Source organism: Rhizobium sp. 05L429 (assembly GCF_056397645.1).
Genome location: NZ_JBFTNV010000016.1, coordinates 17470 through 40550, shown reverse-complemented (window position 1 = coordinate 40550; position 23081 = coordinate 17470). Strand labels below are relative to the sequence as shown.

The window sequence follows — 23081 nt, the reverse complement described above, 5'->3', positions numbered from 1 at the left end:
GACAATGAACGACAGTTTCCAGAAACATTCCGCCAGTTGGGTCAGCTTCTCCTACATCTCTTTCGGTGCAGCAGCCTTCATGCTGGCCCTCGGCCTCTATATGATGCCGCTCGATCTCTGGGGAAAAGGCTATCTGGCCATGGGCATTCTGATGCTGATGCAGACGACGGTGAACATCACCAAGACACTGCGCGACAATGCCGAATCCGAGAAGCTGATCCGCAAGGTCGAAGACGCTCGCACGGAGAAGCTGCTCGTCAAGTTCAATCGTAACGGTGAAGATTGATCTTCGTTAACTACACCATAGAGTTGTTATCGTGCTCAACTTTTACACAACAACTCTATGGCCTTGTCTGTGGATCTCACAAGGAGCCAGCCGATGCAACGCAGCCTGATGACTTCGAGGAAATTCGCGCCGTTGTTCTGGACGCAATTCCTGACCGCCTTCAACGACAACTTTCTCAAGAACACCCTGGTGTTCCTGATCCTGTTCCAGATGTCGGCCAATGAAGGTGCCGCGCTCGTCACGCTCGCCGGCGTCATCCTCATCGTGCCGTTTCTGCTGCTTTCGGCCATCGGCGGCGAACTCGCAGACAAGCACGACAAGGCAAGGATCGCCGAACTTCTGAAACGATGCGAGATCGCGGTCGCCGCCCTTGCCGTCGTCGGTCTTGCATTCTCGTCCATCTGGATACTGATGGCGGCGCTGTTTGGCTTTGGCGTCGTCTCTGCACTTTTCGGACCGATCAAATATGGCATCCTGCCCGACCATCTGGAGCGCCGCGACCTGCCGAAGGCCAATGCCTGGATCGAGGGCGGCACGTTCATTGCCATCCTTGCCGGCACGATTGTTGCTGCATTTGCCTTTTCCGGCGGCGACAATGTTCTCGTCTTCGGCACGATGATGATGGGGCTTTCGGTGATCTGCTGGCTTGCCAGCCGGATGATCCCGGCAACCGGCTCCAAGGCTCCTGATCTCAGGATCGACACCAACGTCATCCGCTCCAGCTACAATCTCGTCATGGAAATCCGCAGCGACAAGCGTCTCTGGCGTTCGGCGCTGATGAACTGCTGGTTCTGGCTGGTTGGCGCCTTCGTCCTGTCCATCCTGCCGACCATGGTCACGGAATTGCTTGGTGGTTCGGAAATCGTCGTGCCGGCCTATCTGACGGTCTTTGCCGTCGCTGTCGCGATCGGTTCGGCAATCGCTGCCTGGATGTCGTCGGGTCGCATCGTTTTGCTGCCGGCGCCGATCGGCACGGCGCTGCTTGCCATCTTCAGCCTCGACCTCGCCTGGAACCTCTGGGGTCTGCAATCGACCAGCCACGCGACGACCATCCTCACCTTCTTCGCCGGCCAGAACACCATCCGCGTCGCAATCGACCTCGCCGGGATGGCGATCTCAGGCGCCTTCATTGCGGTACCGACATTCGCTGCATTGCAGACCTGGGCACATGAGGACCGCCGCGCCCGCGTCATCGGCGCTGCCAATGTCCTGTCGGCCCTCTTCATCACGGTCGGCCTTGGTACTGTTGCCGTCGTCCAGGCCCTGGGCGCCTCCATTCCGCAGATCCTGATCGGCCTCGGCATCATCAATTTCGCCGTTGCCTGGCTGATGCTGAAGACGTTGCCAACCAATCCTTTCCGCGATTTCGTCTCGATCCTGTTTCGTGCGTTCATGCGGCTGGAAGTAGAAGGCCTCGAAAACATCAAGAAGGCAGGTCGCGCACCGATCATCGCGCTCAATCATGTCAGCTTGCTCGACGGTGCGCTGGCACTCGCCATCACCGAGGAAGAACCGGTCTTTGCGGTCGACTACAAGATCGCCCAGGCGTGGTGGGTCAGACCCTTCCTGAAGATGTGCAAATTCCTGCCGCTCGATCCGACCAAGCCGATGGCGACACGTTCGCTGATCAAGGTGGTGCAGGACGGCAGCCCGATCGGCATCTTTCCCGAGGGACGCCTGACGGTGACCGGCACATTGATGAAGGTCTATGACGGCGCCGCCATGGTTGCGGACAAGACCGGATCGATGGTGGTGCCGGTGCGGATCGACGGCCTGGAGAAGAGCTATCTCTCCTATCTTGATAACGGCAAGATCCGCCGCCGGCTGTTTCCCAAGGTCAAGGTCACCATTCTCGAGCCGGTGAAGCTGGAAGTTCCGCCTGAACTCAAGGGTCGCAAGCGCCGCACGGCGGCGGGCGCTGCCCTCTATCAGGTCATGTCGAACCTGATGTTTAGGACCGCCGATACGTCCTCGACCGTCATTGATCGCATCATTGAGGCGAGCCACGAATACGGCATGAGCAAGCTCGCCGTCGAAGATCCGGTCACCGGCAAGCTCACCTACGGCAAGCTGCTGACGGGTGCCGCGGTGCTCGGCGCCAAGTTCCGCACCATGTTCCCGGAAAACAACCTCGGCGTCATGCTGCCGAATGCCAATGGCGCTGCCGCAACCCTTCTCGGCGTCATGACAGCGGGCAAGGTACCGGCCATGCTGAATTTTACTGCCGGTGCGGCCAACATCCTTTCCGCCTGCAAGGCCGCAGAGGTGAAGCACGTCCTTACGTCTCGCGCTTTCGTCAAGCAGGCCAAGCTGGGGCCTGTTATCGAGGAGATGGAGAAGCAGGTGAAGATCGTCTGGCTTGACGATCTGCGTGCCGAAATTGGTTCCGTGAGCAAGATCAGAGGCTATCTGCACAAGGCAAGGCCGCTGGTGAAACGCCGGCCGGATGATCCGGCAGTGATTCTCTTCACCTCGGGTTCCGAAGGTACACCGAAGGGCGTGGTCCTGACCCATCGCAACATCCTGTCGAACGCCGCTCAGGCAGCCGCCCGCATCGATTTCCACAGCGGCGACAAGGTGTTCAACATCTTGCCCGTTTTCCATTCCTTCGGGCTGACGGCAGGCACCGTGCTGCCTCTGATCTCGGGCGTGCCGGTCTACTTCTATCCTTCGCCGCTGCATTACCGCATCGTCCCGGAACTGATTTACGTCTCGAACGCCACGATCATCTTTGGCACCGACACCTTCCTCAACGGCTACAGCAGGACAGCGCATCCTTATGACTTCCGCTCTATCCGCTATATTTTCTCCGGCGCGGAGCCGGTGAAGGCCTCGACCCGCGCGACCTATATGGAGAAATTCGGCCTGCGCATTCTGGAAGGTTATGGCGTCACCGAAACCGCACCGGTCATTTCGATCAACACGCCGATGTACAACAAGTCGGGCACAGTCGGCAAAATCCTGCCGGGCATGGAATGGAAGCTCGAGTCGGTACCCGGTATCGATGAGGGTGGCCGGCTCGTCGTTCGCGGCGACAACGTCATGGCGGGTTATCTGCGCGCCGAAAATCCCGGTGTCCTTGAGCCGCTCGTCGACGGCTGGCACGATACCGGCGACATCGTCACCATCGACGAGGATGGTTTCGTCAAGATCCGTGGCCGCGCCAAGCGCTTCGCCAAGATCGGCGGCGAGATGATATCGCTTGCGGCCGTCGAGACGCTTGCCGCAGAACTCTGGCCGGGCGCTCTCTCGGTCGTGAAAGGGCGCCATGGATATGATGGTGCCGGCCGAGATCAATATCGGCACGGTGCCGGTGCTTGGCTCGGGAAAGGTGGATTTTGTCGCGGCGCGCAAAATGGCCGAAAGCGCAGCACAGCCGGAGCAGGCGGCATAAGCCTGGCTTCATCCTGCGCAGCCCGGCTCATGTTTTTCAATCGCTGCCTGTCGAACTGCAGCGATGTCCGTTAAAACGAAAACAGGCGGCATGGCCGCCTGTTTTGATGTCTCGGACAAACCGTCCGTTACTTCTGTTCTGGCGCCAGGAATTCGGCACAGTAGGAAGAACCGCTCACACCCGGGATATCATTGACGGTGCGGATGTCACGGATCGTGTAGTCGGAGTTGGTGGTGATTTCGGCTTGGCAGCGCAGATAGAGCGTGCGGGCTGCCGCAATCTGCTTGCCGCGCTTGCCATCGGCGCCTTCGGCATATTTCGCGGGAACGCGCACCGTCTTGTAACCGCCTTTCCAGCTGTAGATCGTCGAAGAGCCTTCGTCGCGATCGCTGAGCGGCGGGCCGTAGGCGGCAAAGAACTTGCCGGCCGACTGGCCGACCCAGCGGGCTTCGATCGGATCGCCGGGAGTGGGTATGGTGGTGCATCCGGCAAGCGCAATTGCAAGCGCGGCGGCCCCGGTCATGGTGCGGAGTTTCATCGTGTCGTCCCTGATATTTAGCCAGTGGCTGCGAAGCCGCCTTTGCGGCGGTTTCGCCTGTCCCGCCAAGCCCTTTAGCGTGTAACCCGGCAAAAGAAAATTGCCACTTGGCCGCTTCTGAAGAATTTGCCGGGGGTGTGGCTTTTTGCTGCACGGCCTGGCGAAAGGCCCTGTCACGAGCCTGTCAAAAATTCCCGCGCCTTTTTGAATTTTGGTGCTTGCGCAACATTATAGGCCGGTCTATAGAGGCGCCGCTGGTCACGGAGTGTAGCGCAGTCTGGTAGCGCACCACGTTCGGGACGTGGGGGTCGAGTGTTCGAATCACTCCACTCCGACCAGCTCTAATCTCTTGTATTCCCGATACAAAATTATCTCCCGAAATTACGGGTTAATTTTTCCGCTATCGTTACCACAAGTGTCGCCCACCGGCGAGTTTTGGGTTCCGTATATTCGGATAAGCTCACTGCCGTCGGACTGATTTACTTTAGTAATTTGTTGTTAACCATGAATTGCTACCAAAATTCATCTCCTGGATGCATGACGCATTCGATTCCCTTCTATGGCCGCTACCGTCGCCATTTTCCAAGGATCGTTGATGTCATCAATCATCACCAACAATTCTGCCATAGCTGCGCTCCAGACTTTGCGAGGAACCGGCCGTTCCTTGCAGCRGACGCAGGAGCATGTGTCGACGGGTCTCCGAGTTGAAAAGGCTGCGGACAACGCGGCGTATTGGTCGATTTCGACCACGATGAGGTCGGATGCGAAAGCCATATCAGCAGTTCAGGATGCGCTGGGTCTAGCCGCGAATACCGTCGACACCGCATATGTTGGTATGTCCAACGCAATCGACGTGATGAGCGCATTCAAAGCAAAGCTGGTTGCGGCCCATGAATCTGGCGTTGACAAAACAAAGATAAATGAGGAGCTGAGCCAGCTCAAACAGCAGCTGAAATCGATTGCAGCTTCGGCTTCCTTCAACGGCCAAAATTGGCTTTGGATGACTGATCCCACAGACCCGCAACAAAATGGTGTCAAGCAGTTGCCGGGGGCATTTGTCCGTGACGCTTTTGGGAACGTCTCGGTACAACCTATAAGCTTCGACATGACCGCGAGCTTCGATACAGATCAAGTCTACTACTTGATTTCGGACGGCGGCTGCGACGGGATTATAACGAATTCCGGTTTCGCTAACATTCTCGGGTACACCAGAGAATGGGTGGTCTTTAATGGTGACAACCATCAGATACACCCCGAGATGATCCTAACGCCGCAGACGACAAACGAAGAACTGGACGAGATGACAGGTATTACGGAGCTTATGCTTCAGCGAATGGTTGACGTCGGTTCCATGTTCGGCTCGCTCACAAAACGCATCTCCATGCAGACCGAATTCGCATCGACACTCCAAGACTCTATTGCGTCAGGTATCGGCCGTCTCGTGGACGCCGACATGGAAGAGGAATCATCCCGGTTGGCTGCCTTCCAAACCCAGCAGCAGCTCGCGATTCAATCTTTATCGATTGCAAATCGAGCCCCGCAAAACATGCTCTCGCTTATCCAATCGTAAACAGGCCACGCCGAAAATTCGGATTGTCGCTGGCTGCTGCCGTTGCGATCTTATGTATTAATCCTGACATCGAAGCCGCGATGGTACTGGCTGCCAGAACCTCTTTGAAAACACGCTTGCGACAGCAATTGGCAGTGTGGTTTCTGGCTGCATCTCCGCCGATGACGTCGTCGCGCGGTGAGTTGCTGCCGGTGTAGGCAGAACGAAGTTGGGATGATGGTTTCTCCTTCAGCCCGCCGATTTGAAACAGCCAAAATTCAGAATTTTAGATTTTGCTAACGAACAAATAGGCGCTAAGCTGGCTTCCTTCGGAGGAGGAAGCGTCAATGAAGAAGATGAACAATCGACAAGTTCGGATTCCAGGCCCGAAAGATCAGGATATCACCGAGCATTGCCGAAAATTCGGGATAGGCCCGGCCGAGGAGAAGAAGCTGAAGAAGCTCCTGGGTCATAGGGCGCCGCTCCATGAGATTCAGGCGAACGCTTCCAAGCCTCAGCCGAAGTGGCGTTAGAGCGGAACCTTTCTTCACCTCAAGCTATGAACGCGATGTTGGTGGCCCACTCTGACGCGGGTGCAGGACTTTCCCATTCCCGGATGCTTGAAATAAAAAGCCCCGCCGGTGGCTTTCGGCGGGGTAGATGGGGAAAGCTCTCCGAAAGGTGGCAGGAGAGCTCGGGCATTTCAGCAAGTCTGAAAGAATGAGGCGAGGGCACTTTTGCCGGATTCGGTACAGTTCGCTTAAAAACCCGTAATTTTTAGTGGGAAAACTCGCAATTTCGGCTTGGCACCGTTTTTTGGCGAGGAGAGCACGCCGTCGCAGCGACGTGCCCGCCTTCGATCATATCAGCTGGCCGCCTGCAGCTTGTCCTGCGTCTTCGTATCGAAGTCGCTGGCGTCATGGCGTTCATGGAGTTGGCTGGAGGACTCGCCGCTGACGCGGTTGACCATCCGGCCGCGCTTGACGGCAGGGCGTTCGCCAATCAGGTCGGCCCAGCGCTTCATGTTCTTGTACTCCTGCACCTGCAGGAATTCGGCGGAATCATTGTACATCCAGCCCTTCACGAGGCCGCCATACCAGGGCCAGATCGCCATGTCGGCGATGGTGAAGTCGTCGCCGGCGATATATTCGCTTTCAGCCAGACGCCGGTCGAGCACGTCGAGCTGGCGCTTGGTTTCCATGGCGAAACGGTTGATCGCATATTCGATCTTCGTCGGCGCATAGGCATAGAAATGGCCGAAGCCGCCGCCGAGATAGGGCGCGCTTCCGACTTGCCAGAACAGCCAGGAGAAGCATTCGGCGCGCTTGGCCGGATCGGTCGGCAGGAAGGCGCCGAATTTTTCTGCGAGATAGGTGAGGATCGCGCCGGATTCGAAGATGCGCACCGGCTTTTCGCCGCTTCGGTCCATCAGCGCCGGGATCTTGGAATTCGGGTTGATCTCGACGAAGCCGCTGCCGAACTGATCGCCATCGCCGATCCTGATCAGCCAGGCATCATATTCCGCGCCGCGATGGCCAAGCGCCAGCAGTTCCTCCAGCATGATCGTCACTTTCACGCCATTTGGCGTTCCAAGCGAATAAAGCTGCAGCGGATGGCGGCCGACCGGCAACTCTTTTTCACGGGTCGGTCCGGCAATCGGGCGATTGATGCTGGCGAATTGGCCGCCGTTTTCCTTGTCCCAGGTCCAGATCTTAGGGGGCGTATAGTCGGACGAACTGGTCATGTGAGCTCCTGACAGAATAACTTCGTGTTTTGCATGAAAGGCCCAATCCTTAACCTCAATTGGGACCCATGAACATATTGGTAGCAATGAAGTTATTGTCATCAGGGCGGCGGCTTTTTAAATTGCCGCCGCAGAGCCGCGTTAGAAGCTGAGCTTGCTTTTTTGCTGGCCGTCGGCATCGAAGTTTTCGGGCACCAGCCACGCCTCGTAGCCGGCCTTCAGTTTCGGCCAGTCGCCATCGGTCATTGCAAACCAGGCGGTATCGCGGTTGCGGCCCTTCTGCACCATGTGCTGACGGAAGATGCCTTCAAAGGCGAAGCCGAAGCGTTGTGCCGCGCGCTTGGACGGTTCGTTGAGATTGTTGCACTTCCATTCGAAGCGCCGGTAGCCGAGCGTGTCGAAGACATAAGCGGCGCAGAGATAGAGCGCTTCTGTCGCAACCCGCTTGCGGGCGATCTCTGGTCCCCAGAGAATATTGCCGATCTCGATGACACCGTTGGCTGCATCGATGCGCATCAGTCCCTGCCTGCCCTCGGCGCGTCCCGTCGCCTTGTCGATGACGGCAAAGAACAGCGGGTCTTCGCTTGCGACGGACCTTTCCAGCCAGGGCGTGAAGGCTGCCATATCGGCAGGTGCTGCTTCGAAGAGATAGCGGAAGCGATCCTCCGCGCCCGGCTGCTGCGCGGAGCGGAGCAGGTCGGCGCCGTGTTTTGTGGCGTCCAGCGGTTCCAGGCGGGTGTAGCGGCCTTCAATCGGGGCGCGGGCGGGGCGGGCAACACCCTTCCAGTCGGCAAGATCTTTTGTCATATCCGTCATTCCATTGAACTTATGCATTGAACTCCGACTGCTCTTGCCTTGCAAATGGACTGGAGTAAAAGTCCAGTTCTGAACTTTCTGGCAGACCAGTTGACGCATGACATCGGCACCCATATGGCTGAGCCTCGATCGAAACGGCGGTGACCTGAGCGGGCAGATCTATCGAAGCCTGCGCGACCGTATCCTGCTCGGCCAGCTTCCGGCTGGCCATAAGCTGCTATCGACGCGTGCCCTTGCGGCTTCGCTCGGTGTTGCACGCTCCACGGCGGTAGAGGCCTATGACCGACTGAGATCCGAAGGGTATATCGAGGCGTCTGCTGGTGTTGCGACGCGGGTTGCAGMGCTTGAGCGTATGCGGCCCGAACACCAAAGGGACGACCGTGCTCCCGTTGAGGGCAAGAAATCGGACCAGCCTTCCTATCGTGGCCTGTTCCGGCCCGGTGTACCCGATGTATCTGATTTCCCGCATGCCGCCTGGAGCCGTCATCTTGCCGCACGCAGCCGCTCGCTGCGCATTCATCACCTCGGCTACGAGAACCCAACTGGTATCCGCGAGCTGCGCGAAGCCATCCTTGAGCATATTTCTATGACGCGCGGCGTGATCGCCGAGCCGGAGCAGGTCATGATCATGCCCTCCACGCGCGCGGCGATCGATATGCTGGCGAGAGCCATGCTGAGAAGGAGCGGACGCAAGACCGCATGGATGGAAGATCCTGGCTACGCTGCTGCGCGCTTGCTGCTCGGCGATGCCGGCGCCGAGATCGTGGCGGTTCCCTGCGATGGGCAGGGCATCGACGTATCGAAGGCGGAAGGCCCGCAGCCGGCGCTGATCTATGTGACGCCATCCCATCAATATCCGACCGGCGCCACGCTCAGCCTGCCGCGCCGGCTGGCGCTGCTGGAGGCGGCGCGCCGTCACGAGAGCCTTATCGTCGAGGATGATTACGACAGCGATTTTCAATATGGCTCGCGGCCGATCGCCGCCTTGCAGGGCATCGACAGGGCGGAGGTCGTGGCCTATGTCGGCACCTTCTCGAAGGTGCTGGCACCTGGCCTGCGTGTCGCCTATGCCGTCGTGCCGCGTTGGCTGGTATCAGAGGCTTCGGAGGCGCTGCATCGCAGGGGCGTCGCCGTCTCCACCCATATCCAGGCGGCACTTGCCGATTTCATCAACGAGGGCCGTCTGCGCGCCTATTTGAGGCGCATGAGCCAGCAATATGCCGAGCGGATGGCCCGGACGATCGGAATGCTGGAGAGCCATTTTGGCGGAAGACTTGTCATTTCGGGCGGCAATGGCGGACTGCAGCTTGCGGCCTGGTTTCGCGATGAGATGGTGGATGACCGGGCGGTCGTCGCGAAGGTGAATGCATCAGGATATGGTCTGATGCCGATGTCGGGTTTCTTTATCGGCAAATCTGCTCCCGGCATTCTCTTCGGTATCTCGCAAGCGGAAGCGGCAGCCGTTCAAAGACTGGCAGCCGATCTGAAGTTGATGCTTGGCTAGAAGCAACTGCGCCCGGAACTGGTCCGGGCGCAGCGCTCACGTGGGTGCCCTTCAAGCGGCGGCGAAGGGCACGGCCACGAAGGTCTTGTTACCGCCGCGTTCGATCAGGAGCAGCACCGACTTGCGACCGGACTTGCCGGCATCGGCAACGGCGGTCTTGACGTCGCGGGCATCATGTACCGGCTTGTCGTTGACCGAGACGATCACGTCGCCGGGCTGGATGCCGGCAGCAGCGGCCGACTTGTCCGGGTTGACGTTGGCAACGACTGCGCCGGCAACGCTGTGGGGCAGGTTGAGCTGCTGGCGAACATCAGGCGTCAGGTCGGCAAGGCCGATGCCAAGGCTCGGCTGGCCAGCGGCCTGGCCCTGGTCATCGCTGCTTTCGGCAGCAGCCTGCTTCTGCGTGTCTTCGTTGCCGCCGACGGTGACGTTCAGATCGACCGTCTTGCCGTCACGCCAGACGGTCAGGGTTTCCTTCGCACCTKGCGACAGGTCGGCAACGAGGCGCGACAGGTCCTTTGGCGTCTTGACGCTTTCGCTGCCGACGGCCGTCACGATGTCGCCGGTCTTCACGCCGGCATGCGCGGCAGGCGCTTCGTTGGAAACAGTAGCAACCAGCGCGCCTTCAGCCTTGGAGAGGCCGACGGCATCGGCGACATCCTGGGTGACCGGCTGGATCTGTACGCCGAGATAGCCGTGATCGATCGAACCGTTCTTCTGCAGCTTGGCAACGATCGCCTTTGCTTCAGATGAAGGAATGGCGAAGCCGACGCCGACGCTGCCGCCGTTCGGGGAGTAGATAGCAGTATTGATGCCGACGACATTGCCGTCACGATCGACCAGCGGGCCGCCGGAATTGCCGTGGTTGATCGGCGCGTCGATCTGGATGAAGTCGTCATAGGGGCCGCTATGCAAGTCGCGGCCGCGAGCCGAGACGATGCCGGCCGTCACCGTCGTGCCAATGCCAAACGGATTGCCAATGGCAAGGATCTGGTCGCCGAGCTTCAGCTTGTCGGAATCGCCCCAGGCGATGGTCGCAAGCGGATGTGGAGCCTGAACCTTCAGAACGGCGAGGTCGGACTTGGCGTCGGCGCCAAGCAGCTTGGCCGGCAGTTCGGTGCCGTCGTCGAGTGTGACCTTGATGTCGATGGCGTTGTCGATGACGTGGTTGTTGGTGACGATCACGCCGTCGGGGCTGATGACGAAACCGGAACCGAGCGCCATGGCATGCTGCGATTGCTGCTGCTGCTGCTGTGGAGCCTGGTGCGGCAGGGGAATACCCTGCTGTTCGAAGAACTGGCGGAACTGCTCGTCCATCGGTGAACTGTCGGCACTGGCGTTAGTTGCCTTCATCGTGGTGGTAATGGTCACCACGGCTGGCTTGTCGGCATCGACGATGGAAGCAAACGAGCCGTTGGAGGCAAGAATGCCGCCGGTCTCAGCCGGAGCGGCAAGAGCTGCCGAGGTAGAGGAGATGGCGAAGGGCAGGGAGGCCGCGCCGAGAACGATGGCCGCTCCGACAAGTGCTGCGGCCCGATGCTTGCGAAGAATGTTTGACATGCTGGATTCCCTTGCGAGAGCGTTGGCATTGAATGGCGTCTTGGTTCCATGCCATGGACCTTGGCGTCAGTGAGTATTGCTGCCAGGTTTTACCGTTTATTACTTATATTTCGCCTGTATGATACGACGAATACTGTATTCGGGAAGAACTGGCGCTTGATACCTATATGACCCGTTCTGTGGGATTTACAAATTAAACATTGATCATGTTTGTATTACAGGATCGTAAGACATTACTGTAATTTAATCTTGGCCGACCAAGTATCGCCGCAATTCTCCCGGCTCCCGCAGTTGCCCGCGCCGCGTGGTGCCAGAATAGTAAAATATATCCCACTTTCGTGTGATCCGMCGGCCTGCCGCTGCGTAATGACCTGAACCATTCACGACGTTTGTTCATGTTTTTTCGTGCTTCGGTTGAGCTGGAACATTGAAATGTTAGTAGACTCTAAATTAATTTTTCTTCAGAAAGAGCAAACCGCGAATTGGCACGGAGCGAGGCTCGCAGCGGCATGCGGGAAGCGATGAGGGATTCAGTGAAGCCGGGGCGGGAAAAGAAGCGCAGTTCCCATGTGAAGTTGAGTGATGTTGCAAAGAGGGTAGGGGTCAGCCCGATCACTATCTCGCGCGCGCTTCGCAACCCTGAAATCGTCTCCGAAGAGCTGCGCGAGGTCATCCTGCGCACCGTCGACCAGATGGGCTACATCCCCAATCTTGCTGCCCGCGCGCTTGCCGGCCGCCACAGCGGCATCGTCGGTGTCATCACTCCGTCGCTTCATCATCCCTGCTTCACCGGTGTGATGATGGGCATCGAGGAGCGGTTGCGGGCTACGGATCTGCGGGTGCAATATGCCAATACGCTCAACGACGTCGATCAGGAGATCAGCCAGTTCAAATCCTTCCTGGCGCAGAAGCCGGCCGGGATCATCCTCGTCAACGCGGAACATTACGACGGCCTTGCGATGCTGATGGACGCGGCTGCCTTTCCGGTCGCCCATGTTGCCGATCTCAGCCAGCCGCCGGAAACGCTGCTAGTCGGCATGTCGCATCATGTTGCGACGGCCGCCGCCACCCGTTTCCTTCTGTCGAAAGGATACAAGCGGATTGGTTTCATTGGCGGGCTCAGCGATATCCGCTCGCGCCGCAGTCGTGCGGGATATGACGAGGCCATGCGCCAGGCCGGTCTCGACAATCCGTCGCTGACCCACGGCGAAGACGGTTCCACCAGCATCGGTCTCGGACGGCGCCTGTTCAGCGAGCTGCTGGAGAGGGTGCCGGATCTCGATGCCATCCTCACGCAGAACGACGATCTGGCCCTGGGGGCCCTGATCGAATGCAACGAACGCGGCATCAACGTGCCAGAGGATTTTGGCATCTGCGGCTTCAACGATCTGGAATTTGCGCAGTTCACCTCGCCGTCTCTGACGACGGTGCATGTTCCGCGTTACGACCTTGGCCGCCGCGTCGCCGACATGCTGCTGCGCGCCATTCGCGAAGAGCGGCCGGAAGAGCAAAGGGTCGATCTCGGTTTTTCGATCATCGAGCGCGGCTCGACGCGGCCGGAACCGAAGCAGTGAAACGGAAATGAAAAAGGGGCCAATCGGCCCCTTTCTTTAGATATCGCTTGCCGCGCTCGACCAGAGCTCGGCCGCTTCCGACGCCGTCATGCGGCGCACTTCCGCTTCGTGRCKACGGTTGGCGAAAAGCTCGCTCGCCATGATCTGCTCGGCGAGRTCGGCCGGAAGCGASAGGATGACGCGGGCATCACTACCATACAGGCCACTGACATCGGTGCGTTTGCCGGTCACCATGCCGCCGGCGATGGTGTTGTTGGTCTCCGGGTCGATCAGGATGAAAGAGCCGGTGGCACGGTTCTGCTCATAGGGATCGAAGATCGCCGCTTCGTCGAAAACGAGCCGCACTTTGCCGATTGCATTCATGTAGAGCCGCTGGGCGGAATTCCAGGCGCCGGTCTTCAGCTCGAGCTGGCTGACGGGTTCGACCTGAACGCGCTGGCGGCGCGAACCGCTCTTCAGCCAGTAGCGCTTGCCGGCCTCGATACCCTCAGGCTGCAGGGCGACGACCTGCGCATCGAAGGTCAGGCCTGTTTGCGGTTGGCTGTCAATCGAAACGATCATGTCGCCGCGCGCCACGTCCACCTGACGGTCGAGCACGAGCGTGATCGCGTCACCGGCGACAGCCGCATTGCGCACCAGGTCGAAGGTGACGATCTTGGTGACATTGGCGACCATGCCCGAGGGCAGGATCATGACGCTGTCGCCCGGCTTCACAGAGCCGCCGGCAACCGTGCCCTGATAGCCGCGGAAGCTTTCGCCGGGGCGGGAGACGCGCTGCACGGAAAAGCGGAAGCCTGTCGTCTGGCCGGAGCGGACGGTTGCATGCTCCAGCGTCTCGACCAGCGTCGGACCATTATACCAGGGCATCGCGGCCTGGCCGGAATAGACGACGTTTTCGCCCTTCAGCGCCGACATCGGAATTGCGGTGATCTGCTTGACGCCGAGTGACAGGGCAAATTCCTTAAACTCGTGAGTGATCTTGTCGAAGCCGGCACGGTCGTAATTCGTCAGGTCGATCTTGTTGACGGCAAGCACGAACTGCTTGATGCCGAGCAGCGAGGCGATCGTCGCGTGACGGCGCGTCTGTTCGAGAATGCCGGCGCGGGCATCGACCAGCAATATGGCGAGATCGGCAGTGGATGCCCCGGTCGCCATGTTGCGGGTGTACTGCTCGTGACCGGGCGTGTCGGCGACGATGAAGGAGCGCTTGTCGGTCGAGAAATAGCGATAGGCGACATCGATGGTGATGCCCTGTTCGCGCTCGGCCTGCAGGCCATCGAGCAGCAGTGCGAAATCGGGCAGGCCGAGATCGTTCTGCTTGCCGGTGGAATCGCGACGAAGCGTTGCCGCCTGATCTTCCTTCACTGCCTTGGTATCCCAGAGCAGGCGCCCGATCAGGGTGGACTTGCCGTCATCGACACTGCCGCAGGTGATGAGGCGCAAAGGGCGCGAGTCKCGCAGGGCCTTGAGCGGCTCGGCAGCGGGCACGGCGACGACGTTTGCGGGAACTGCTGCAGTCATCTCAGAAATATCCTTCACGCTTCTTCTTTTCCATGGAACCGGACTGGTCACGGTCGATGGCGCGGCCCTGACGCTCGGAAACCGTGGCGATTTCCAGCTCCGCGATGATCTCTTCAAGGCTGGTGGCGGTCGATCGGATCGCACCCGTCAGCGGGAAACAGCCGAGCGTGCGGAAGCGGATGGAATCTTCCTGCTTCGTTTCGCCGGGCAGCAATTCGAGCCGCGGATCGGAAGCTGAGATCATCATCCCGTCACGCTCGACATAGGGGCGCTTGGCCGCGAAATAGAGCGGCACGATCGGGATGTCCTCAGCCTGGATGTAGCGCCAGATATCGACCTCGGTCCAATTGGACAGCGGAAAGACACGTACGCTTTCGCCCTTGCGGATCTGGCCATTATAGACGTTCCAGAGTTCCGGGCGCTGGTTACGCGGATCCCAGCGATGGTCGGGCGTGCGGAAGGAGTAGATGCGCTCCTTGGCGCGGGAGGCTTCCTCGTCACGCCGTGCGCCGCCGAAGGCCGCGTCGTACTGTCCGGCATCCAGCGCATTGCGCAGCGCTTCCGTCTTCATGATGTCGGTATAGCGCGCAGAGCCATAGGTGAACGGCGTGATGTTTTCAGCCGCACCACGCGGATTGATGTGCTCGATCAGGTCGAGATCGTACTTTTTGATGATCTCGTCGCGGAAGGTGATCATCTCCGCAAACTTCCAGCCCGTGTTGACGTGCAGCAGCGGGAAGGGCACGCGGCCGGGGTAGAAGGCCTTGCGGGCAAGATGCAGCAGCACGGAGGAATCCTTGCCGATCGAATAGAGCATCACCGGACGCTCGAATTCGGCTGCAACTTCGCGGAAGATATGGATCGCTTCGTTTTCCAGCGCCTTCAGATGCGGGTCGAGCGGCGGCTTGGCGCTCTGCGGATTGGTCAGTTCCGTATCCTGACGGTTATCGGACATTTCGTACTCCAGACTCTTTATTGCTGCGCGACGGACGAAGCCGCCTCTTCGGCGACATGCAGACCGCATTCGCGCTTCTCATCCTGTTCCCACCACCAGCGGCCGGCGCGCTCCGGCTCGCCGGGCTTGATGGCACGGGTGCAGGGTTCGCAGCCGATCGAGGGATAACCGCGCGCATGCATCGGGTTTACCGGCACGCTGTTGTCGGCGACGAAGGCATTGATCTTGTCGATGTCCCAGTCGGCGAGCGGGTTGACCTTCAGGAGGTGACGCTCGGCGTCATATTCGGCAAAGGGCGTCTCGGCGCGGTTGGCCGACTGTCCGCGGCGCAGGCCGGTGATCCAGATCGTTGCGCCTGCCAGCGCCCGCGCAAGCGGCTTCAGCTTGCGCACGCCACAACAGGCATGCCTAGCTTCGACACTCTCGTAGAAACCGTTCATGCCGTATTTTGCTGCGTAGGCGTCGATATCCGCCTGCTCCGGTTCGTACTTGACGATATGGATGTCGTACTGGCTTTCGGTCTCGTCGATCAGCTTGAGCGTTTCGGCGAAAAGCCGGCCCGTTTGCAGCGTCACGACATCGATCGGCAGGCGATGCGTACCGATCTCGGCAGTGATGACCTGGTCCTCGATGCCGAGGGAAGTGGTGAAGACCACCCGCCCGCCAAGGCCGGCCACGAACGAAAGCCGACCTGCGAGGTCGAGGCCCGCGAGCTTGTCAGCCAAACCCTCGGCTTCTTCGATCGGATTGATAACAGTCATGGGGGATCCTGTCCTTGATGTTGGCCGGAGTATCGCAGCTGATCAATGGAACGGATAGAAAAAGGGATTTCGAAAGGACTGCTTGGCGGAGCAAATATCTCTCCCATCCTGCCGCAATGCAGAAAAGCAGCCGCCGGCGCCAAAAAGGCACCCCGGACTTAATGTCTATAGAAATAGTAGTGTTACACGACGCCTGTCAATCGGAAATCTGAATTGATGGCGGGAAAGATGAAAATTGCCTTCTTTTGACATAGATTACCAGCTGTTGGCCGAGGGTGAAAAACAGAGCCAAAATACTTGTCTCTCAAGGCTTTTTCCGGCGCGTTCAAATTCCGTTCATGCTGGCTGTGCAATAGAGGCGAATAGCTTTCGTGCGATGCCGGGATTCGGCACCGCTTTGTGTGTGTTCGACGGTCCGAGATGATTACGCAAAAAGCGAAATACGCGCTGCGGGCGCTGACGGTTCTGGCGGAAGCCGAGGCCGACGAACCCGTGATGATTTCCGATATTGCCGTGCAGCAGAAGATCCCGAAGAAGTTTCTGGAGCAGATTCTGCTCGATCTCAAACATCACGGCGTCGTCGTCAGCCGCCGCGGCAAGCAGGGTGGCTACCTGTTGCTGAAACCGGCCCACAGCATCACCTTCGGCGAGATCCTGCGGATCATCGATGGCCCGATCGCGCCGCTGCCCTGTCTGTCGATCACCGCCTACCGCAAGTGCGATGATTGCGACGGTGAGCAGACCTGCCAAATTCGTCACGTCTTCGCCAAGGTAGCGGATGCCACCCGCAAAGTGCTGTTCTCCACGACCATCGMCGATGCCGTCGGCACCAAGCATGGGGCGGAAGTTACCCGGCTGCTTGCCTGATCCCCTCTCACCGGCCTTCAAGATTCGGTGAGTGACCTTTCCATCTGCCGTCCATGCTCCACCTGCCTGCCCATTCGGGTAGGGAGAAACATCATGTTTGCACTTTCAGGCAAGCGAGCGCTGGCGGCTGCCATGCTCTCGGCCGCATTCGCAACGGGTGCCGCGGCGCATCACGGCTGGTCATGGGCGGAAGCCGACCAGATCGAGCTTCGCGGTATCATCCAGCAGATATCCATGGGCGGGCCGCATCCGACGCTCGATGTCGCAACCGTTGATGACGGTGTGTGGCGCGTCGAGCTCGGCAATCCGCGCCAGACGGAGCGCTCAGGCTTCGTGGAGGGCGTCGCAAAGCCCGGCGATCAGGTCATAGCACTCGGAAACCGGTCGCAGGACCGCAATGAGAAGCGGCTGAAGGCCGTGCGCATCACCATTGGTGAAAAGCGCTACGACATTTATCCGGAACGCATCCAGATGAACTGACGCCTCGTCATGGAGCTTCTCGAATGGCTGGCTGCCACCACGCTCGCGGTCGAGCTCAGGCGCTCCGCGACGCTCTACATGTTCGTCAACGCCGCCCATATCCTGGCGATCGGCCTTCTGGTCGGCGCCATCCTGCCGCTTGATCTCAGGCTTGCAGGTTTGTTCGGCAAGGTGCCGGTGGAGGTCGTCGCGCCATTCCTGTCCCGTTCGGCCGGCATCGGTCTCGTCCTGGCTTTGCTCACCGGCTTTTGCCTCTTCAGTGTCCGCCCGACCGAATATGCCGTAAATCCTGCCTTCCTCGCCAAGCTTGGGCTGATCGCTTTCGGCATCTTCAATGCGCTCCTGGTTCATGCTGGGACGGGCTGGCGAGCGGCGATGACGATCGGCATCGTCCGTCCCGCCATGCGGTTCTCCGCGGCTCTTTCGGCGATGATATGGATCGCTGCCGTCGTTGCCGGCAGGTGGATCGGTTTTCTCTGACGTGGCCGTCCGCATGATGTCGCTCAGCTACGCCGTCGGCCGGCAGCCCCTGCCGGAACGGCGCCGACGAGCATCCRCCGTTTCTTGTGACCAGGCAGATCGACAAATGGCCTCAACCATTCCGTCAGGCAGCATCCCAATCCATGGCCCGTCCTCCTTAAAGGACATGCCTTCCCGCCTGATGTTTGATCACCCTCGATCCGCCAAAGTAGCGCTAGTCTCAGTTAGGCACGCATGACTGAGTCGCCAAACAGTGCAAGACGCGGGACTCGGTGTCCATTCGCACACTGACGATCGTCGGTCTAAAGTTGCGTCGGTCCCTGCGCATGGCAGCTGGCGAAAAACTGAGAGCTGCGAGCCAGTCATATTGTAACCTGCAAGCGTTTAATTCAATTTTTATCGTTTCCGCGCAAGCTCATAATGTCTTTGAACGCAACGGGTTGCGGGTAGGCAATTCGGTTGCTGCAGGAAGCATTTGTTGAGCTTCGACGAAGCATAATTTAGGCCGTGATTGCTGTCTTTGGGGGTAATTAAAGTGAAAATTTCGATCAAGCACACTTTGGTTCTAGCTTTTGTGGGATTAAGTCTTGCAGTCATTGGACTTGTCGGCAGCATGCTGCAGCAGGAAGTTCGCGTCTATCAGAATTCCACACGGCTTTCGGAACTCGCTCAGGTCGACGCGAAGCTGTTCGATGCACTGCTCGGATTGCGCGGCGAGCGCGGCGCTATTTCGTCGGCCATCAAACTCGAGCCCTCTGAAACGCAATCCAGCCTGGTCAACCTCGAAGCGGGGCGAAAGAGTGTCGATCCGGCGTTTGCAGCGATCAAAGACTTGAATGACGACAGCGATTCGACCGCGCTGCGGACCTCGCTTTCCCCTGTCCTTCAGGGGTACAGTCAATGGATGTCCTTCCGTCAGCAGATCGACGCGGCTCTGAAAATGCCGGTCGCTAATCGTGACCCCGCCTTGKCCGCACAGGTTCTGCCATTGGCGGATAAGATGCTGGGCGACCTCGAAAAGGCCGCCAACGACGTCGAGGCTGCCATCAATACGCGCGAGCCCGGAATGATGATGTTCACGCAGCTTCGCTCGCTTGCATGGTCGGCCCGCACCAATGCCGGATCGGCAAACTCGACATTTGTGGGTGCAATTATCGCCAAAGAAGCTTTGCCCGCAGGCAAGCTTGCGGAAATCGCTCTCCTGGATGCGAAGGTCAATTTTGCATGGAGTGTCATCACGCAGATAGTCCGCAGCCCGGCAACGCMTGCGGGGCTCGTGAAATTGTACGACACCGCGCAGACGACCTACTTTGCCGGGCCCTTTGCGGATCAGCGGGTAGCAGCGATCAAATCTTTCCAGGCCAGTCAGCCGATGAACATCGCTGTCGACGAATGGCGCAAACCTGCAGGCCCGGCGCAGGCTTCGCTCGCTGACATYGCAGCAGCGGCGCTGAAAGAGATGACCAACGCAACGTCTGAAAATGTTTCCGCCGCAACGCAGTCGATCATTACTTATGGTGTCGCCACACTCCTTACATTTGCTCTGTCGATCGCCGGAATCATGATGGTGGTTTTTCGTGTCGCCCATCCGATCAGCATGCTGACGGCGGTCATGCGCAAGCTGGCAAGCGGGGACCTTTCTGTTGTCGTCTCTGGCGCCAACAGAACGGACGAGATCGGCGAGATGGCCCGCGCGGTCGAAGTGTTCAAGCAGGCCGCGCTTCACAACAAGAACCTGGAAGCAGAAGCGGAGCGTTCGCGCCAGGCGTCCGAGATCGAGCGTATCGCCATCCAGCAAAAGGTGGAACGCGAGGCGGAAGAGCGTTTGACGCAGGCGACATCGGGACTTGCCGACGGTCTCAAGCGTCTTGCCTCCGGCGATATGTTGTGCGAGATCGACGAGGTCTTCAGCGAACAATTCGAGACGCTTCGCCACGACTTCAACGATTCCGTGCGCCAGTTGCGTACTACGCTTGAAAGTGTGAGCCATACTGCGCGCAGCGTTCGCAGCGGTAGCGGCGAAATTTCGACCGCCTCGGACCAGCTTTCCAAGCGCACCGAACAGCAGGCTGCGTCGCTGGAAGAAACGGCCGCCGCGCTGGAGCAAGTCACGACCAACGTCAAGCAGACATCGGAACGCGCCAGCGAAGCACGCGAGATGGTTCGTCATGCGAGCGCTCGTGCGGAAACCTCCAGGCAAGTGGTATCGAACGCTGTCGATGCCATGCAGAAGATCGAAACCGCATCCAGCCAGATCAGCAACATCATCGGTGTCATCGATGAGATCGCGTTCCAGACCAACCTTCTTGCGCTGAACGCCGGTGTCGAGGCAGCCCGGGCGGGCGAAKCCGGCAAGGGCTTTGCGGTTGTGGCTCAGGAGGTTCGTGAGCTTGCCCAGCGTTCGGCCCAGGCGGCCAAGGAAATCAAGACGCTGATCGGCAACTCCGAGGCTGCGGTCAATCAGGGTGTTACTCTGGTCAACAATACCGGCGACGGTTTGAAGGAAATCGCGCAACTGGTTGTGGCGATAAACCAGCATATGGAAGCGATCGCAGTTGCCGCCAAGGAACAGGCATCCGGTCTTTCCGAAATCAATACATCCGTGAACCATATGGATCAGGTCACGCAGCAGAACGCCGCGATGGTCGAAGAGATGAACGCCGCGGGAGCAGGCCTCGCGGAAGAAAGCGGTCGTCTTTCCGAACTGCTGGCCCAGTTCCAGATGCGAACGCAGAGAGAGCAAGGCCGAAATGTATCTCGCGCAGCCTGATGATTTCAGGTCGAATCGACCTGAAATCTGAACCCGTCTCTCAATCAAAAAGATAAGAGCGGGATGCCGAAAACCGCGCGCACTTTCTGGCATCCCGCTCTAGTTTTTTATGCCCTTCGGCAGAGGGGCGTCGAACATGGCACGGCGATCCGCCATGTTGCATCGCAGTTGCAACGCATGGGGCGCCATGAAAACCGCATCGCTTCCGTCTCCCGCGCGGATCCTGAATTGCGCGCCGCTGCCGAAAGCGTTCTGAAAGACGGCGCGGGTTTGTCGTCTCTGATCGACGATTCAGTGCGCCGTCAGATCGATTATGGAAAGATCCAGGCCGAATTCATTGCAAGAGGGCTGCCCGGCTTGGCGGAGGCGGAACGAACCGGTATCCATCACACGACAGCGACCGTCATCGTGCTCGCCGTCCGTCACCACCGCGAAGAAGACTACCACTGATCACCGGTCGCTTACCGCCGCGCGCGGATTGATCCACGGTTCCTGATTGGAGCGCGCCAGCCGCTGTCTGCCGAGAATATGGTCCGCGGCCTTCTCGCCGGTCATGATCGACGGTCCGTTGAGATTGCCATAGGTGACATGCGGGAAGATCGAGCTGTCTGCGACCCGCAAGCCTTCGACGCCGATCACCCTTGTATCGGGATCGACAACCGCCATCGGGTCGTCCTTCGCACCCATGCGGCAGGTGCCGCAGGGGTGATAGGCGCTTTCCAGATGCTCGCGCAGGAAGGCGTCGATTTCGTCGTCCGTCTGGACCTTCTCCCCCGGCTGGATTTCCGGGCCGCGATAATGATCGAAAGCCTTCTGGCTGAAGATCTCGCGGGTGAGGCGCACGCAGTGGCGGAATTTTTCCCAGTCTTCGGCATGGCTCATATAGTTGAAGCGCAGCACCGGATCGGCCTTCGGATCGGCAGAGCGGAGCGTTACGCTGCCCCGCGATTTCGAGAGATTATAGCCGACATGCACCTGAAAACCGTGCGTATTGGCCGCCGCCTTGCCGTCATAGCTGATGGCGACCGGCAGGAAGTGGTACTGGATATCAGGCTGCGTCAGACCCGGCGCAGAACGCAGGAAGGCGCAGGCTTCGAACTGGTTGGAAGCACCGAGCCCGCCCTTGGAAAGCAGCCATTGCGCGCCGGCGACACCCTGCCAAAACCATGGCAGCCAGGAATAGAGCGACACCGGCTTGGTCGAAATCTGCTGGAAATAGAATTCCATATGGTCCTGCAGATTGGCGCCGACGCCCGGCCGRTCGACCTTTACTTCGATGCCCATGTCCTGCAGATGTCCGCCGGGGCCGATGCCGGACAGCATCAAAAGCTTCGGCGAGTTGAAGGAAGAAGCCGAGACGATCACTTCACGATTGGCCTTGACGATCTCGGTTGCGCCGCCGCGCTCGATCTCCACGCCCGTCGCGCGACCGTTTTCGATCACGATCCTGCGTGCAAAGCCCTTGATGAGTTCGACATTCGGCCGCTTCAGCGCCGGCTTCAGATAGGCGTTCGCAGCCGACCAGCGGCGGCCGCGATGGATGGTCTGTTCCATCAGCCCAAAGCCTTCCTGCTTGGAGCCGTTATAGTCCGCAGTCGTTTCGAAGCCAGCCTGTTTTCCGGCCTCGATGAAGGCATGAAACAGCGGGTTCTTCATCACACCGCGCTGCACATGCAGCGGCCCGTCCGCGCCGCGCCAGCCTTCCTCACCGCCGTGCGAATGCTCCATGCGCTTGAAATAGGGCAGCACATCCGCATAGGCCCAGCCATTGGCGCCGAGTTCCTCCCATCGGTTATAGTCTTCAGCGTGGCCGCGCACATAGACCATGCCATTGATGGACGATGAGCCGCCGATCACCTTGCCTCGTGGCGCTGTGATGCGCCGGTTGTCGAGGTTCGGCTCAGGCTCGGAAAGATAACCCCAGTTATAACGCTTCATGCTCATCGGCCAGGCAAGCGCTGCCGGCATCTGGATGAACGGCCCGAAATCCGAGCCGCCCGCCTCGATGACGATAACCGTGTTCTTGCCGTCTTCCGAGAGACGATAGGCCAGCGCCGAACCTGCAGAGCCCGAGCCGACGATGACGAAATCTGCCTGTTGCATGCTGTTCCCTTTGGATTGTCGTGTGCAACGGATGGATTTCCCCTCCCCAACGCCTCCCCACAAGGGGGAGAGGCTTAACTTGCCGCTCTGTCTTGCTACCCATCACACCACAACGGATGAGGTCGAACGCGACGATGCGGCCCGTTAGTCCCTCCCCTTGTGGGGAGGGGTTGGGGAGG

The 23081-nt window shown here is 59.2% G+C and carries 17 protein-coding genes, 1 tRNA gene and 2 pseudogenes; 12 read left to right on the top strand and 8 right to left on the bottom strand.

Annotation, left to right across the window (positions count from 1 at the left end):
* The first annotated feature begins 4 nt into the window (after positions 1–4).
* Both AC1DNW_RS18040 and AC1DNW_RS18035 read left to right on the top strand, forming a co-directional pair.
* Entirely contained in the window at positions 5–286 is a 282-nt protein-coding gene (locus tag AC1DNW_RS18040; protein WP_113309900.1) for a YiaA/YiaB family inner membrane protein, read from the top strand.
* A gap of 93 nt (positions 287–379) precedes the next feature.
* Positions 380–3680: pseudogene (locus AC1DNW_RS18035) on the top strand (acyl-[ACP]--phospholipid O-acyltransferase).
* A gap of 127 nt (positions 3681–3807) precedes the next feature.
* Here the strand turns inward: AC1DNW_RS18035 and AC1DNW_RS18030 are convergent.
* On the bottom strand, positions 3808–4218 hold the full coding sequence (locus AC1DNW_RS18030; protein WP_113297152.1) for a hypothetical protein: 411 nt from the start codon (positions 4216–4218) through the stop codon (positions 3808–3810).
* 261 nt (positions 4219–4479) lie between these two features.
* On the opposite strand from AC1DNW_RS18030, the gene AC1DNW_RS18025 reads away from it, so the two are divergent.
* From AC1DNW_RS18025 to AC1DNW_RS18015, 3 genes are all read left to right on the top strand, one after another.
* Positions 4480–4556 (top strand) — tRNA-Pro (locus AC1DNW_RS18025).
* A 257-nt stretch (positions 4557–4813) separates the two neighbouring features.
* Positions 4814–5788, top strand: coding sequence for a flagellin N-terminal helical domain-containing protein (locus AC1DNW_RS18020; protein ID WP_477853941.1), 975 nt, complete (start codon positions 4814–4816; stop codon positions 5786–5788).
* Between the two features lie 326 nt (positions 5789–6114).
* Positions 6115–6300, top strand: coding sequence for a hypothetical protein (locus tag AC1DNW_RS18015; RefSeq protein ID WP_113297151.1), 186 nt, complete (start codon positions 6115–6117; stop codon positions 6298–6300).
* A 332-nt stretch (positions 6301–6632) separates the two neighbouring features.
* Here AC1DNW_RS18015 and yghU read toward each other — a convergent pair whose 3' ends face one another.
* Positions 6633–7511, bottom strand: coding sequence for a glutathione-dependent disulfide-bond oxidoreductase (gene yghU / locus AC1DNW_RS18010; protein ID WP_113309902.1), 879 nt, complete (start codon positions 7509–7511; stop codon positions 6633–6635).
* Positions 7512–7652: 141 nt separating this feature from the next.
* Positions 7653–8318 carry a GNAT family N-acetyltransferase gene (locus AC1DNW_RS18005; protein ID WP_113309928.1) on the bottom strand — a complete coding sequence of 222 codons (666 nt, stop codon included), beginning with the start codon at positions 8316–8318 and terminating at the stop codon, positions 7653–7655.
* Between the two features lie 106 nt (positions 8319–8424).
* Between AC1DNW_RS18005 and pdxR the strand changes: the two genes are divergently transcribed.
* Positions 8425–9831 (top strand): MocR-like pyridoxine biosynthesis transcription factor PdxR, encoded by a 1407-nt coding sequence (pdxR, locus tag AC1DNW_RS18000; protein WP_477853939.1) that lies wholly within the window; start codon positions 8425–8427, stop codon positions 9829–9831.
* Between the two features lie 51 nt (positions 9832–9882).
* Here the strand turns inward: pdxR and AC1DNW_RS17995 are convergent, their stop codons facing one another.
* Positions 9883–11391: a DegQ family serine endoprotease gene (locus AC1DNW_RS17995; protein ID WP_477853937.1), complete on the bottom strand. Its 1509-nt coding sequence runs from the start codon at positions 11389–11391 to the stop codon at positions 9883–9885.
* A 521-nt stretch (positions 11392–11912) separates the two neighbouring features.
* On the opposite strand from AC1DNW_RS17995, the gene AC1DNW_RS17990 reads away from it, so the two are divergent.
* On the top strand, positions 11913–12965 hold the full coding sequence (locus tag AC1DNW_RS17990) for a LacI family DNA-binding transcriptional regulator (protein ID WP_477853935.1): 1053 nt from the start codon (positions 11913–11915) through the stop codon (positions 12963–12965).
* A gap of 36 nt (positions 12966–13001) precedes the next feature.
* Here the strand turns inward: AC1DNW_RS17990 and cysN are convergent, their stop codons facing one another.
* From cysN to AC1DNW_RS17975, 3 genes are read right to left on the bottom strand one after another with little or no spacing between them, the layout of a single operon-like run.
* Positions 13002–14486 (bottom strand): sulfate adenylyltransferase subunit CysN, encoded by a 1485-nt coding sequence (cysN, locus tag AC1DNW_RS17985; protein WP_477853933.1) that lies wholly within the window; start codon positions 14484–14486, stop codon positions 13002–13004.
* A gap of 1 nt (position 14487) precedes the next feature.
* Positions 14488–15441, bottom strand: a complete 954-nt coding sequence (gene cysD / locus AC1DNW_RS17980) for a sulfate adenylyltransferase subunit CysD (protein WP_477833456.1) — start codon at positions 15439–15441, stop codon at positions 14488–14490.
* 17 nt (positions 15442–15458) lie between these two features.
* Positions 15459–16202 (bottom strand): phosphoadenylyl-sulfate reductase, encoded by a 744-nt coding sequence (locus tag AC1DNW_RS17975; protein ID WP_113297145.1) that lies wholly within the window; start codon positions 16200–16202, stop codon positions 15459–15461.
* Positions 16203–16622: 420 nt separating this feature from the next.
* On the opposite strand from AC1DNW_RS17975, the gene AC1DNW_RS17970 reads away from it, so the two are divergent.
* The 5 genes and pseudogenes from AC1DNW_RS17970 (at position 16623) to AC1DNW_RS17950 (ending at position 21249) form a co-directional block, all read left to right on the top strand.
* Complete coding sequence (locus AC1DNW_RS17970; protein ID WP_477853931.1) at positions 16623–17069, top strand: RrF2 family transcriptional regulator; 447 nt, start codon at positions 16623–16625, stop codon at positions 17067–17069.
* Positions 17070–17162: 93 nt separating this feature from the next.
* Positions 17163–17549, top strand: coding sequence for a DUF6152 family protein (locus AC1DNW_RS17965; RefSeq protein ID WP_113309906.1), 387 nt, complete (start codon positions 17163–17165; stop codon positions 17547–17549).
* A 9-nt stretch (positions 17550–17558) separates the two neighbouring features.
* Positions 17559–18029 (top strand): DUF6644 family protein, encoded by a 471-nt coding sequence (locus tag AC1DNW_RS17960; RefSeq protein WP_113309907.1) that lies wholly within the window; start codon positions 17559–17561, stop codon positions 18027–18029.
* Positions 18030–18642: 613 nt separating this feature from the next.
* A complete protein-coding gene (locus tag AC1DNW_RS17955) occupies positions 18643–20799 on the top strand; it encodes a methyl-accepting chemotaxis protein (RefSeq protein ID WP_477853929.1) in 2157 nt (718 codons plus the stop codon).
* 187 nt (positions 20800–20986) lie between these two features.
* A pseudogene (locus AC1DNW_RS17950) lies at positions 20987–21249 on the top strand (YlcI/YnfO family protein).
* On the opposite strand, the gene betA reads toward AC1DNW_RS17950, so the two are convergent.
* Entirely contained in the window at positions 21250–22902 is a 1653-nt protein-coding gene (gene betA / locus AC1DNW_RS17945) for a choline dehydrogenase (RefSeq protein ID WP_113309909.1), read from the bottom strand.
* Positions 22903–23081 lie beyond the last annotated feature (179 nt).